Origin of the sequence: Saccharothrix tamanrassetensis (assembly GCF_014203665.1) — a bacterium.
Taxonomy (GTDB): Bacteria; Actinomycetota; Actinomycetes; order Mycobacteriales; family Pseudonocardiaceae; genus Actinosynnema; species Actinosynnema tamanrassetense.
On sequence record NZ_JACHJN010000005.1, the window covers coordinates 434,012 to 447,170 of the forward strand.

A 13,159-nucleotide genomic window follows, 5' to 3' on the forward strand; every position below is an offset into this window, starting at 1 on the left:
CGTCCGTTCCGGACTGCCGAGGAGGCCGCGGTGCCGCGTTCGACGATCCTGGTGGCAGTGGACGACAGCGCGGAGGGGTCGGTGCTGGCCGACCAGCTCCGGGCGCTCTGCGGACGGCTGGACGAGCAGGGTTACCAGGTGGTGCGGGCGCGCACCGCGCAGGACGCGCTGGCGCTGACCCGGGTCCGCGTGGACCTCGCGGCGGCGGTGGTCGGCTGGGACCTCGGGGGCGACGACGGGCAACGCCCCGCCGAGTCGGTGCTCAAGGCGCTGATGGCCCGGTTCACCCGCCTCCCGGTCTTCCTGGTGCCGACCGGGACCGACGTGGACGACCTGCCGCTGTGGGTCGCGGAGGTGGTCAGCGGCTACGTCTGGCTGCTGGAGGACACCCCGGACTTCATCGCGGGCCGCATCGGGTTCGCCGCCACGCGCTACCTGGACGAGATCCTGCCGCCGTTCTTCCGCGAGCTGCGGCGGTTCGACGACACCCACGAGTACTCCTGGCACACCCCGGCCCACGCGGGCGGGGTGGCGTTCCTGAAGTCACCGGTCGGCCGGGCCTTCTTCGACTACTACGGCGAACGGCTGTTCCGCACCGACCTGTCGATCTCCGTCGGGGAACTGGGCTCGCTGTTCGAGCACACCGGCCCGATCGGCGACGCCGAGCGCAACGCCGCGCGGGTCTTCGGCGCGGACTCGACCTACTTCGTGGTGCACGGCGACTCGACGGCCGACCGGATGGTCTGCCACGCCGGCGTCACCCAGGACGACCTCGTCCTGGTCGACCGCAACTGCCACAAGGCGGTCTACCACGGCCTGACCATCACCGGCGGCCGACCGGTGTACCTGGTGCCCACCCGCAACGGCTACGGCCTGATGGGACCGATCCCGCCCGCCGCCCTCACCGCCGAAGCCGCGGCCGCCGGCATCCGCGACAGCCCGCTGGCCGAGGGCGCGACCGACCCCGAACCGGTGTACGCGGTGATCACCAACTCCACCTACGACGGGCTGTGCTACGACGCCGTCCGGGTGGCCGAGCTGCTCGGCGCGAGCGTGCCCCGCCTGCACCTGGACGAGGCGTGGTTCGCCTACGCCCGGTTCAACCCGCTCTACGCGCGCCGCTACGGCATGTCCGTGGACGCCTCCGCGATCCCCGACGAGAAGCGGCCGACCGTGTTCGCCACCCAGTCCACGCACAAGCTGCTGGCGGCCTTCTCGCAGAGCTCGATGGTGCACATCAAGAACTCGCCGCGGGCGCCGGTCGAGCACCGGCAGTTCAACGAGACGTTCATGATGCACGCGACGACGTCACCGATGTACCCCATGCTCGCCTCGCTGGACGTCGCCGCCGGGATGATGGACGGCGCCGGCGGGCAGTGGCTCACCGACGAGGCGATCACCGAGGCCGTCCGGTTCCGGCAGGCCGTCGCCCGGCTCGGCAGGCGGATCACCGCGGCCGCCGACCGGCCGGACTGGTTCTTCGGCACCTGGCAGCCCGACACCGTCACCGACCCGCACACCGGCGCTAGGTTCGAGTTCGCCGACGCCCCGCTGGACCTGCTGCGCACCGAGCCGGGCTGCTGGACGCTCGAACCCGGCGCCGACTGGCACGGCTTCGCCGGCCTGGAGGACGGCTTCTGCCTGCTGGACCCCATCAAGGTGACGATCACCTGTCCGGGCACCGACGCCAAGGGCACCCCGGCCACGCCCGGCATCCCGGCGCGCATCCTCACCGCGTACCTGGAGACCCGCCGCATCGTGGTGGAGAAGACCGACGCCTACACCTGCCTGGTGCTGTTCTCGATGGGCATCACCAAGGGCAAGTGGGGCACCCTGCTGGACGCCCTGACCGACTTCAAGCAGCTCTACGACACCGCCGCGCCCCTCGCCGCGGTGCTGCCCGCGCTGGTCGAGCAGCACCCGGACCGCTACGCGGGCCTGACCCTGCCCGACCTGTGCGACCAGGTGCACGCCGAACTGGGCAGGGGCGACCTGGTGGCGCTGCTGGACGAGGCGTTCACCCACCCGCCGCGGCCCGTGCTCACCCCGGCGCAGACCTACCGCGGCCTGATCAGGGGCGGCGCCGAACCGGTCCGCCTGTCCGACCTGGCCGACCGCGTGGTGGCGACCATGGTCGTCACCACGCCGCCCGGCATCCCGGTCCTGATGCCCGGTGAGTCGGCGGGGCACGCCGACAGCGCGACCATGCGCTACCTGCGCACCCTGGAAGCGTTCGACCGTAGGTTCCCCGGCTTCGCCAGCGAGACGCACGGCGTCACCAGGGACTCGGCGGGCGACTACTGGATCCTCTGCCTGCGCTGAAGTGTCGAGCGCGTGGACCTCATTCGTCCTTCTTCCTGTTGTCTCGCATATGACGCAGGTAGAGGTCCCGGAGGAGGTTCACCGTGTCGGCCGGCAGGATCGGCTGACCGTCCGGTTTGGTGGGCATGCGCCCCGAGCCGGGGTCCAAGGCTCCCACGGCGAAGTCGCGCACCGTGTTGGTCAGGTTGTCGACGATGTCGCGCAACGGTTCGAACCCGGGTGGCGTCTCCGGGGTGCCGCTGTTCCGCTGGAGCTGGTCGGTGAACTTGCGCGTGGCGCTGAGCAGCGCGTCGATCGCCGCGCCGCGCAGCGGGTCGGACGTCTGGTCGGCGCCGGCCAGCGTCTCCAGCAACGACATGACTTCCGGGATCTGCCAGTCCCGTTTCCCCATCTCACCGGCGATGGCCCTGGCCAGTGGCCCGGGCTCGTCCAGCCGGTGGAGCACGCCGGTGATCAGCGGCTCGATCCGGCGAGGTGCCGCTTCGAACAGGGCGGTGACGGCCGGGAGCAGCCCGGGGTGTCGCGGCAGTGCCCGGCCGAGCACGGTCAGCGCGGTGGTGAGCCAGTCGTCGGGGAACGTCGCGACGAGCGTCGTCACGAGCGCCGGCTGCGCGCCGAGGGTCTCCGCGACGAGGTGTTCGCCGAGGAGGTCGGGGCTCAGCGCGCTCACCGGCGGTGATCCGGGGTGCAACCGGGACCAGAGCTCGGCGTACTCGCGGGTGGTCTCCGCGTCCTCGCCCAGGACGTCGGACAGCCTGGTCACCAGCGCGTCCGCCTGCTCGGTCGAGGCCGGTGCGCACAGCGTCGCCAGGGTGCCGACCGCGGCGAGCGCGGTCAGCGCGGTCTCGGGATCGTCACGGCCGCCGACCGCCAGGCGCCACCGGTCGCGATCACGCTTGAGCACTTCGGCGAGCGGGTCCGCGGGTTCGGTTCGCGCCAGGACGGCGTTGAGGGCCAGCGCGTGGAGTTCCAGCACCGTCTCCGGCATCCGGGTCGGCGGCACCACCGTCGGCAGGCCGAGCGCGCCCGCGAACGCGGTGACCGCCGCGTCCGGCGACGCACCGACCGGGATGCCGTCGAGCACCATCGCGCCGATGCGGTCCGCCTGGCGGAACAGCCCCGCCACCCGGTCGTCCCGGTGCTCCCGCAGGGGGTCCAGCCAGCTGCCCGCGCCCCGACCCAGCACCAGCAACCGGGTCGGCGCGTCGCGCACCGACGAACGCGCGACGATCGCCTCCGCCAAGGACGCCAGCCGGTCCGAGCTGAGCTCGCCGTCGGCCACCACGGCGAGCAGCGGCTTGTCGACCGCGCCGGCCCGGCGGATCTGCGCCGTCGGCGCCTGTCCGTCGATCACGCCGGCGAGCCACCCGGAGTCGCGGAGTCGCCGGCACAACTCCAGCGCCAACCTCCGGCGACCCGAACCGGGACGGCCGACGAGCAGCCGCACGGCGTTCGACGTCGAGTCGTGGGCCCACGCCGTCAGGTCCGCGAGTTCCCGGTCCCGACCGGCGAACGGCACCACACCGCGTTCCGGCCGCAGCAGCGCGCTGGGCGCCGCGTCGGCACCCGGCTCGGGCAGCGGCCGGCCGAACAGCCGGGGTACGGCCAGGGAGGGCACCAACTGGACAAGCCGCTCGACGAGGTCCGCCATGTCCTTCGTGTACCGCTGCTGGCTGAACCGCGCCGCCTGGATGCTCGCGAACCGCTTGATGTCGTCGGGCAGCTCGTCGTGGCGCGGGGGGCGGGCGTTCTCCGGCGTGTCCTGCAGGAGGACGGGGACGATGGGTATGCCGCGGTCGAGCGCGTGGGCGATCTCCATGCGGACCCAGTCGTTCTCGGATTCGATGCGTGGCCGCGACGTCGCGGGATCGAGTGCCAACCAGTGCGGGCCGACGACGGCGACCAGGACGTCGGCGTCGTGCAGCGCCGCACGGATGGCATCCGGGTAGCGCACCCCGGGATCCATCGAGACGGAGTCGCGGAACACCAGCTCCTTGCCGAAGTGGTTGCTCAGGACCTGGGCGATCGCCGCGGCGGCGATCGGGTTGTCCTTGGCCCGGTAGTTGACGAACACACCTGCCATGCGGGTCGGTCCTCCGGCTCCGTGGGATGGGCGTGACGCGGTGATCGAACGGGTCACGCAGCTCCCGATCCGTTCGAGGACGACAACCTGACCACCGCCGACCGGCCCACGGCAACCGGACGAACCCCGATGGCCTAATCGGGAAGATCGCGCCGAGCAGCCTCCGACGCCGCGCAATCCACAGTGGACTGTTCCGGTCACCATCAGTCTCGGATGCAACGGTTCACCCGCAGTGGCACGGGTCGGCGAGGAAAGTCGGCGGTGTCGGTCTTCGTGGGTGACGTGCCCCATCTGGCGGGTAGCCGCCCGACGCACACCGACCCAGAATTGGGCGGTACTGGTCAGCCACTATTGATGCTCGGCGGGGCGAACCGCACATCTCAAGCGTGCTGCACGCCCGAGGTGTCAAGCGGCGATGAGGAGCCCGGCATGGCACGACGGTGGCGGAGTTCGCGTACCCGAGCCGCCGGCCTCGCGGCCGCGATGGTCGTGCTGATTGCGGGCGGAGTCCCGGCCGGTGCGGCAACGGGTAGCGGTGCCGGGCGTGGCGACGCCGGCAACGGGGCGACACCGACCGACATCGCGGAGTGGGTGCTGGAACTGGACGCCACCGCGTTGGGCGATCTGCTGGCGGGCGGTCGGGTCACCTCGGTCGGGTTGGTCAAGGCGTACCAGGCACGTATCGATGCCTATGAGGAGGCGTACGCCGACCAGCCCGGTATCAATGCGGTCATCCGCAGAGACCCGACCGCGATCGCCGATGCCGCCCGGCTCGACACCGAACGCCGTCGGGGGCACGTCCGCGGTCCGCTGCACGGCATCCCGATCCTGATCAAGGACAACTACGACACCGCTGACCTGCCCACCTCCAACGGCTCGCGGGCGTTGCAGCGCTGGCGCACCGCCGATGACGCCGAGCTGGTCGAGCGGCTCCGCGCGGCCGGCGCGATCGTCGTCGCCAAGACCAACCTGCACGAGTTCGCCTCCGGCGTCGAGACGATCAGCTCCCTCGGCGGGCAGACCCGCAACCCCTACGACCAGACCCGCAGCCCGGGCGGCTCCAGCGGCGGCACGGGGGCCGGCATCGCCGCCGGGTTCGGCGCGGTCGGCCTGGGTTCGGACACCTGCGGCTCCATCCGCAACCCGGCGGCGCACAACAGCCTGGTGGGGTTGCGGCCGAGCCGGGGGCTGTCCAGCCGCGACGGCATCGCGCCCCTCTCGGAGACCCAGGACACGGGCGGCCCCATCGCCAAGTCGGTCAGCGACGTCGCACTGGTGCTGGACGCCACCGCCGGCCACGACCCGGACGACCCGTCGACCACGGCGTCCATCGGACGGATCCCGCGCACCTACACCGCCGCGCTGGACGACACCGCGCTGGCCGGCGCCCGCATCGGCGTGTTCACCGACTACCTGGGCACGTCGGCCCCGGAACAGGCGACGACGGCGCTGGTCCGGGCGGCAGCCGGGGCCATGGCGGCGCAGGGCGCGACCGTCGTCGAACTGCCGGCCCAACCCGCGCTGACGGCGGCCGTGGACGCCTCCTGGCTGATCGTCGACGAGCACGAGCGCGACCTCAACCGCTACCTGGCGGCGCCGGGTTCCCGCTTCCCGCGCCCGCTGGCCCGGCTGGAGCCGCCGACGGACGTCGTGACCCTGGACGACATCATCACCTCCGGCCGGGTCACGCCGACGGTGCTGGAGCGGCTCAAGGACCGGCAGGGCCGCTCGACCGGCCCGCAGGACGCCTACCACCAGCGGCTGGCCCAACGCGTGCAGGCGCAGCGGCTGCTCCAGTCGCTGCTGGACGACCACCGCCTGGACGCACTGGTCTACCCGACCGTGCAGCAGCAGGCCGCGCCGATCGGGCAGCCCCAGCAGGGGACCAGGACCTGCGCCCTCGCCGCCAACACCGGTTTCCCGGCCCTGACCGTCCCCGCCGGCTTCACCCCGGACGGCATGCCGGTGGGGGTCGAACTGCTGGGCTCGCCGTTCAGCGAACCGATGCTGCTCGGGCTCGGCTTCGACTACGAGCAGGCCACGCACCACCGCCGGCCACCGGCCGGCACCCCACCCCTGCGCTGACCCCGCCGGCAGCGCATCGATCGGAGGCTGTCCACACGGGGGTGTCGGCGGCCCCTCTCACAGGTTCCGCCGCACCTCGTCCAGCACGGTCCCGCCGGCGTCCCGAGCGGTGATCGTCACCTCGGTCTGCCCGGTGTGGTTCAGTGCCAGACCCGGCACGACCACGGAGCCCGCCACCGGTCGGACCGTCACGTCGGGTCCACCGGTGATGGTCGCGGTCACCGTGGCCACGCGCGGATCGGTCACCTCGGCGATCAGGGCGACGGTGGACGAAGTCGAGGCCGAGCCCGGCGTGCTCTCGACGAAGTCGTAGAACATCTGCACACCGCGCAGGGTGTTGCCGAACCACACCGACCCCGCCGGCTCCCGGGCGTCGGCGCGTTTGAGGTCGCTGATCGAGACGGCCCCGTTCTGGTGGCACAGCAGCAACAGGTCCTCGTAGTGGGCCAGCTGCACGGATTCCGTCGCGGTCAGCCTGGCGATCTGACCGGCCCGCCAGGCGGACGGGTCCGGGACGGCCTTCGAGGTGCCTGCCAGGCACTCGCCCAGCCTGCGGCCTTCGGGACCGGTGCGGTCCTGGGGCGGGACCGGCCGGTCGATCACCGGCGTGGACCGGACGGGTGGGCTCAACTCCGTCCGCTGGACGAGTTCCCCGGAGCCCGCCACCTCGGGTTGCGCGGCCACCGCATCGGCGACGAATCCGGCCGGTGCCAGGAAAACCCGCCCGGAGCGCGCCGTGACAGCCTCCCTGCCGGTCGCGTCCGGGCGGTCGCGGAGCACGAAAGGACGGGAGTCGGTGCCGGCGAAACCCGCCATCGAGCCCGTGGCGGTGCTGAACGACAGCGTGAGCACGCCGGGGTCGGTCTGCGGAGACGACACGGTGACCGAGGAGGGGGTCGTTTCGCAGAACACGGTCCCTGTGGCGGTCTTGAACGCCGTCAGGTCCACGCGGTACAGCGACGTCGTGGCGATCGGGGTCCACTGCTCGAACGGCGGCAGGCCGGTCGAGCCCGCGTGGCAGCGCTGCGCCGCACCCTCCGGGGCGGTGCCCTCGCGCAGTTCGTAGTGCTCGGCAGCGATGGGCAACGGCAGCTCGGGGACCTCCGAGCGTTCCTGGCCGGGCGACACGGCGGAGTCGTGGCGGTCCACGGCCTGCACGACCAGGGTGGTCGCGGTCGCCAAAGCCACGATGGCCGCGCCCGCCTTCAACGGGAGGTGGCGCGGCCGAGGGGTGTCGAACCCGGCTCGCAGGCGCAGCAGCGCGGTGTCGCGGGCCCCGTCGGGGAGCGACCTCGGGGGCGGCAGGTCGAGATCAGGCATCGTTGTCCTCTTCGATCAGTCCGCGCAGTCGGGCGCGGGCGCGGGAGGTGCGGGAGCGGACGCTGGCCTCGGCGATGCCGAGCAGTCGGGCGGCGTCGCTCGTGGAGACCTCGCCCAGCAGGCACAGCCGGACGACCTCCCGTTCGGCGCGTGGCAGGCGGTCGACGGCTTTCAGCACGCGTCGCAGCCGGCGCTCGGTGAAGTCGTGCTCCACCACGGCGTCGGCGTGGTCGCGCTCGGGGGTCACGCGGGAGAGCCGTTGGACGACGGCTGCCAGGCGCGCGCCGGCGCGGCGCTGGTCCCGGGCGAGGCGCGCGGTGACGGTGAACAGCCAGGGACGTGCCGAGTCCCTCGCGAGCACGGCTCTGCCGCGGGTGCGCCAGGCGTTGAGGAACGTGGTGGACAGCAGGTCGTCGGCCTGGGCCCAGGACGCCGTCAACCGGTAGGCGTAGTTCCACACCGCCTCGGCGTGGCGCTGGAACAACTCGGTGAAGGCCGCGTGCGCGTCCGGCCCGTCGCCCGCGATCCTGCGCCAGATGTCCGCGTCCGTCCCGACGGGCGGCCCGCTCCCGGTGGTTTCGCTCACGGCCGACACCTCCGGGAGCTGTGGTGGGGCGTGTGTCATGCACTGTATGAGGCCGCAACCCGACCGACGCTGCACCGCCGCGTGGTGTCCCCGGTCACACCGCCGGAAGCGTTCCTGCGGACGTTCGAGTGAAGGCGGGTGATTCGCGCGGGGGACCATGATCGGATCGATACGATCGACGGCGAGGAGATCGTTCGTCGGCAATGACTGACCGGGGGGTCGGCATGGGGCGCCGGAAGCGTGGAAAGCCCACAACGAGGCGATCCTCGGCGAGGCAGGAGCAGGCAACGCGCCGGAAGCGGTGGTCGTTGTGGATATCGGGCGTGGTCTCGGCAGTCGTCATCCCGGCGCTTCTCGTGGTTTTCGGTGCCCACTACACGGCGGAAGTCACGCTGACCCAGGCGGGGGAGCAGGAGGCGAGCGCCCAGGCAGGCGCCGAACGGGCCAAGGACGCCGAACTGGCCAAGGAACCCGCGGTGTCGGCCCGGGTCCGGCCGGTGCACGAGGACTTCTGGGTCTGGGTCTACCCGGAACCCGTCGACGAGTCGGTGCTGCGCGCCGGCGGCCTGGGCAAGTCGCCCGAGGAGCGGTACCGCCTCTTCCGCGAGCAGCGCGGGGTCATGGGCGGCTGGATTCCGATGAAGATCGGCGACGTGTGGAAGAAGACCTCGCGGTACCAGGTTTCGCTGGTCGGGAACCGCCGGGAAACCGTGAGGGTCCTGGACATGCGGGCCCGCGTCATCGAGAAGACCCCGCCGCTGGACGGCACGCTGCTGACGTTCCCCCCGCAGGGCGAGGGTGACGTCCGGGAGGTCCTCCTCGACCTCGACGACCCGCGGGGCAGGCTGCTGCTGCCGGCCGAGGCCGGCTCGGACGCCGCACCGAAGCCCTTCTTCGACGTCAAGTACCTGACTCTGACGAAAGGGGAGGAGGTCGCCTTGGACCTGACCGCGCTCACCGAGAAGCACCACTACAAGTGGGAGCTGGAGTTGACCGTGGCCTACGACGGCGTGGCCGAGGAGAAGGTGCGCGTGACGTCGGACGGGTCGGCGGGCGGTCCTCCGTTCGAGGCCGCCGCGTGGAAAGACATCCACGCCGAGGGCGGGGCCTACCCCTACCGCGGCGGGATCTACGAGATCCAAGACGGCGGCGCGGGAGGCCTGGTGAAGGTGGGCTGATGGGTCACCGGGCAACCTGGTCCGCAGCGCTTCTCGCGGCCGTGATGCTGCTGCCGGCCTGTAGCGGACCCGGACCACAGCCGCAGCCACCGGCACCGACCGGAACGTCATCTGCATCGTCGCAGCCGCCCTCGGCCTCGCGGTCGCCGACGCAGTCGATGGTGTGGACGACCTCGGAAGGGGTGTTCGTCCGATCCCGCGACGCCTCACGTCGGATCGGCGCGAGCGTGGTCGACGAGTTCGCGTGGTCGCCCGGCGGGCACGTCGCCGCCGGGGTCGTGGAGAACCCGGACTCCTCCGGTCGCCAACTCGTCGTCTGGCGACCGGAAGGGGACGCGCCGGCCGGCATCGCGTGTGCGCGGTGCCGGGGCGCGGCGATCGTCGGCGACGAGGTCCGGACGGCGGAGGGGAACGTGATCCACCGGTTCGCCCTGGCCGACCTGTCGTCACGCGGAGACGTCCGGGCGGTCATACCGGAGCCCGATCCGGACTTCACCAGCATCCCGCCTTCGGTCGTCGCGGCGACCGACGACCTCACCGTCGTCAAGCACGCACCCGTGGTAGGGCCGAAAGGCGGCCCCGAATTCATCCTCGCCGTCGATGCAACCGGGGCCGTCCGCTGGGAGCACGCCGTCGAAGGCAACCTCGCCATCACCCTCACCGCGCTCGACCCGGCGGGAGAACTGCTGGCGATCCCGCCCGGCGTGCAGTTCGACTGCGCTCAGGTGAACACCCGTCTCGTGGTGCTGGAACTCGACACCGGCCGCACCGCGTTCCTCCCCGACCAACCCAGGCCCGAGGCGGGCCACACCGCCATCACCGACCTGTGGTGGAACGGCACGGAGATCGTCGTCCCCACCGCCACCACCGACCCCGCGGCCGAGGCCGACTGCGACGCGCCTTCCACTCTGCGGGTGTCGACGTTGGCCGGCAGGCAGTGGCGCGAGGCCCCGGAAGGCCGGGCAGCGCGAGCGGTCCGGGTTCTGCCCAACGGCGATCGCGTCAGGTTGACGGCGGACGGCACCCTGGAACTGGAACGAGACGGATCCGGTCAGACCGTGGCGGCCGAAGTAGACCGGTTCTGGAGCCCTGCGTCACCGGACACCGTGCCACTCTGGTAGCCCGGAACGCCGGTGGCGGGCCGTTCGGTCTGTCCACACCGGACAGCAGAACTGTCTGATGTGGACAGGAGGACGGCGGCGGGTGCTGCTCGATCCGGTGACGCCCGTGGGGGCGGGTCGTCGCAGACCCGCCCCCACGGGCGCGGTTCGTCTCAGCGCCGGTGCAGACCGGCGTGCAGACCCTTGATCAGTTCACCTTGTGGCGTGTCGCCGTCCAGCGACCAGATCATCGCGCCGCCGAGCTTGCGGTCGCGGATGAACTCGCCCTTGCGCTTGAGCTCGGTCGGGTCGTCGTAGGTCCAGAACGTGGTGCCGTCGAACAGCCAAGCGTGGCCCGCCTTCCCGTCGCGGTAGAGCTTGTACTTCCCGCCGGCCAACAGGGTCTTGAGGTTGCGGTAGTCGTCGTAGCCCGGTTCGTAGGTGGCCGGGGCCGGGCCGGTGGACTGCTGGAACAGGCCGTTGTTCTGGTTGGTCACGCCGGTCCAGCCGCGACCGTAGTACGGCACGCCGAGCGTGATCTTGTGACGGGGCGCCCCGCGCTGGATGTGCGCGTCGACGACGATCTCGCCGCTGTCCTTGGGCGTGGTCGGGTCGCCTTCGGGCACGCGGATGGCCGACTGCTGGTTGGTGGTCTTCTCCCAGGTGCCGTGGTAGTCGTAGCCCTGCACGGTGGCGAAGGTCAGCAGCCGGTAGACCGCGTCGAGCTCGTACCCGCGGTCCATCGCCTCGCGGTTGGCGGGCAGGAACGCGGTGAGGTCGTAGCGCTTGCGGTCCTTGAGGCCCTGCTTGAACAGCTGCTTGCGGTACTCGCGCAGCAGCTCGGTGAAGTTCTGCTTGTCCTCGGGGCGCACGACGTTGCCGGCGTTGCCCTCGGTGGCCGGCCACTCCCAGTCCAGGTCGATGCCGTCGAACACGCCCTTGGCCGCGCCGGCGGGAGCTCCCGGCAGGTCGCCCTTGAGCCACAGGTCGATGCAGGACTTCACGTGTGCCGCGCGCGACTGCGGGGTGAGCGCGGCGTTGGAGAAGTACTTCGACCCCGTCCAGCCGCCGAGCGAGATGTAGACGCGCAGCCTGGGGAACTTCTGCTTGAGCTGCTTGATCTGGTTGAGGTTGCCCGCCAGCGCCTGGCCGGGCTTGTCGGCCTTGCCGTTGACGGCCTGCTCCGCCGGGATCGGCCGCTGGTAGTCGGCCCACGGGTCGGAGCTGACGCAGCCGCCCTGCTCGTCGAGCAGGCCGAAGGCGTAGTTGAGGTGGGTGAGCTTGGCCGCGGTGCCGTTCTCGACCAGGTAGCGGACCGGGATGCCGCGGTCGGCCAGGCTCCACTGCGTGTAGTAGCCGACGGTGCGGACGGCGTCGCCGCCGTGGCGGTCGTGGGCCTGGGCGGGGGACGCGGCGACCGACAACCCGATCGACAAGGCACCGGCCAGGAAGGCGGCACCCCATCTCTTCATCGACATGGTTCTCCTCGTGCTGGCGGCGACAACTGGTTCAGACCACGCTAGATCGAGGTCTAGACCACTGCTACGCCCGGACGGCGCAACCGCAGGGCTCCCGTCGGCTACCCGGCCGGCGGCCAGGCGGCCTTCGCGAGGCGGCCCTCGCCGGGCGACCGCACCACCTCCGGGGGCACGACGAGTTCTCGTCATTTTTGCGGAGAATGTGCGGCGGTTGGATTCCGGAGCGCAGGAATGAATATTCCATTTATTACTGAAATGCATTCTGCGCCATCCGGGTGAAGGTGCGTCGAGGTCTTCCCAGCGGGGGATTCGACTGAGACTCTTGGTCGGGTCGGCGAAGCTCCACAATGTTCGGAAGTCGGTACTCGATTAGCAGGGGGATTCCATGTCGGTATTCAAGCGTGCGGTAGTGATCGGCACAGCCGCCTTCGCGGCCATGCTCGGCGGCGGCGTCACCGCGATGGCGGCTCCGACGGCGGATGTCTCGTCGGTGGTGTTCAAGGCCAAGGGGGTCTGCGAAACCCTCTACAACCGCGATGTCCGGATCTGCCGGGCACTTCCCCTGCCGCAGGCACGGGCGGTCTGCTACGCGGCCGCGGCCGCCAAGTACGCGGCGTGCCTGGCCGGGAACTGACACAATCATCCGCCATGGGTATGCATTCCTTGGACGACGTCGTGGCCACCCGCACGCTGCAGGGCCCCGATGGCCCGATCCGGTTGTCGATCGGGCGGCCGAGGCCGTTCGACGAGGCGGAACCCGAGGGGGACCATGCCTGCCCGGTTCGCATCGAGGGCTTGGAGGACGCTCCGGTGGAGCTGTCCGTCGGCGGTGTGGATTCGCTCCAGGCCTTGATCCTGGCGCTCGGGGTGGTCGGCGATCGGGTGAATTCGGCCCAGCGGGAAATCTCGTTCCTGGGCCGACCCGAACTCGGGCTCCCGGTCACGCAGCGGACATCATCGGGTTCGACGGTGTTGAGTGTGCGGATGAGCACTGAATGACCGCTGTG

Annotated in this window: 10 protein-coding genes; 6 read left to right on the forward strand and 4 right to left on the reverse strand. The window is 71.3% G+C overall.

Annotated elements, in window-relative coordinates; genetic code table 11:
* The first annotated feature begins 30 nt into the window (after nucleotides 1–30).
* Nucleotides 31–2,322 (forward strand): Orn/Lys/Arg family decarboxylase, encoded by a 2,292-nt coding sequence (locus tag FHS29_RS18380; RefSeq protein WP_184691944.1) that lies wholly within the window; start codon nucleotides 31–33, stop codon nucleotides 2,320–2,322.
* Nucleotides 2,323–2,341: 19 nt separating this feature from the next.
* Here FHS29_RS18380 and FHS29_RS18385 read toward each other — a convergent pair whose 3' ends face one another.
* Nucleotides 2,342–4,405, reverse strand: coding sequence for a toll/interleukin-1 receptor domain-containing protein (locus tag FHS29_RS18385; RefSeq protein WP_184691945.1), 2,064 nt, complete (start codon nucleotides 4,403–4,405; stop codon nucleotides 2,342–2,344).
* A gap of 429 nt (nucleotides 4,406–4,834) precedes the next feature.
* Here FHS29_RS18385 and FHS29_RS18390 point away from each other — a divergent pair, with 429 nt between their 5' ends.
* Nucleotides 4,835–6,490, forward strand: coding sequence for an amidase (locus tag FHS29_RS18390; protein ID WP_246440442.1), 1,656 nt, complete (start codon nucleotides 4,835–4,837; stop codon nucleotides 6,488–6,490).
* Between the two features lie 57 nt (nucleotides 6,491–6,547).
* On the opposite strand, the gene FHS29_RS18395 is transcribed toward FHS29_RS18390, so the two are convergent.
* Both FHS29_RS18395 and FHS29_RS18400 read right to left on the reverse strand, forming a co-directional pair.
* Entirely contained in the window at nucleotides 6,548–7,810 is a 1,263-nt protein-coding gene (locus FHS29_RS18395) for a hypothetical protein (protein ID WP_184691946.1), read from the reverse strand.
* A complete protein-coding gene (locus FHS29_RS18400) occupies nucleotides 7,803–8,396 on the reverse strand; it encodes an RNA polymerase sigma factor (protein WP_312864974.1) in 594 nt (197 codons plus the stop codon). The genes FHS29_RS18395 and FHS29_RS18400 overlap by 8 nt, the downstream gene beginning before the upstream one ends.
* A 323-nt stretch (nucleotides 8,397–8,719) precedes the next feature.
* Here FHS29_RS18400 and FHS29_RS18405 point away from each other — a divergent pair, with 323 nt between their 5' ends.
* Nucleotides 8,720–9,574: a hypothetical protein gene (locus FHS29_RS18405; protein WP_184691949.1), complete on the forward strand. Its 855-nt coding sequence runs from the start codon at nucleotides 8,720–8,722 to the stop codon at nucleotides 9,572–9,574.
* Nucleotides 9,574–10,695: a hypothetical protein gene (locus FHS29_RS18410; protein ID WP_221456211.1), complete on the forward strand. Its 1,122-nt coding sequence runs from the start codon at nucleotides 9,574–9,576 to the stop codon at nucleotides 10,693–10,695. Before FHS29_RS18405 ends, FHS29_RS18410 begins: the two co-directional genes overlap by 1 nt.
* Nucleotides 10,696–10,847: 152 nt before the next feature.
* Here the strand turns inward: FHS29_RS18410 and FHS29_RS18415 are convergent, their stop codons facing one another.
* Complete coding sequence (locus FHS29_RS18415; RefSeq protein ID WP_184691953.1) at nucleotides 10,848–12,152, reverse strand: glycoside hydrolase family 18 protein; 1,305 nt, start codon at nucleotides 12,150–12,152, stop codon at nucleotides 10,848–10,850.
* A 409-nt stretch (nucleotides 12,153–12,561) separates the two neighbouring features.
* Between FHS29_RS18415 and FHS29_RS18420 the strand changes: the two genes are divergently transcribed.
* Nucleotides 12,562–12,786 carry a hypothetical protein gene (locus tag FHS29_RS18420; protein ID WP_184691955.1) on the forward strand — a complete coding sequence of 75 codons (225 nt, stop codon included), beginning with the start codon at nucleotides 12,562–12,564 and terminating at the stop codon, nucleotides 12,784–12,786.
* Between the two features lie 29 nt (nucleotides 12,787–12,815).
* Complete coding sequence (locus FHS29_RS18425; RefSeq protein WP_184691957.1) at nucleotides 12,816–13,151, forward strand: DUF6968 family protein; 336 nt, start codon at nucleotides 12,816–12,818, stop codon at nucleotides 13,149–13,151.
* The last annotated feature ends 8 nt before the right edge of the window (nucleotides 13,152–13,159 follow it).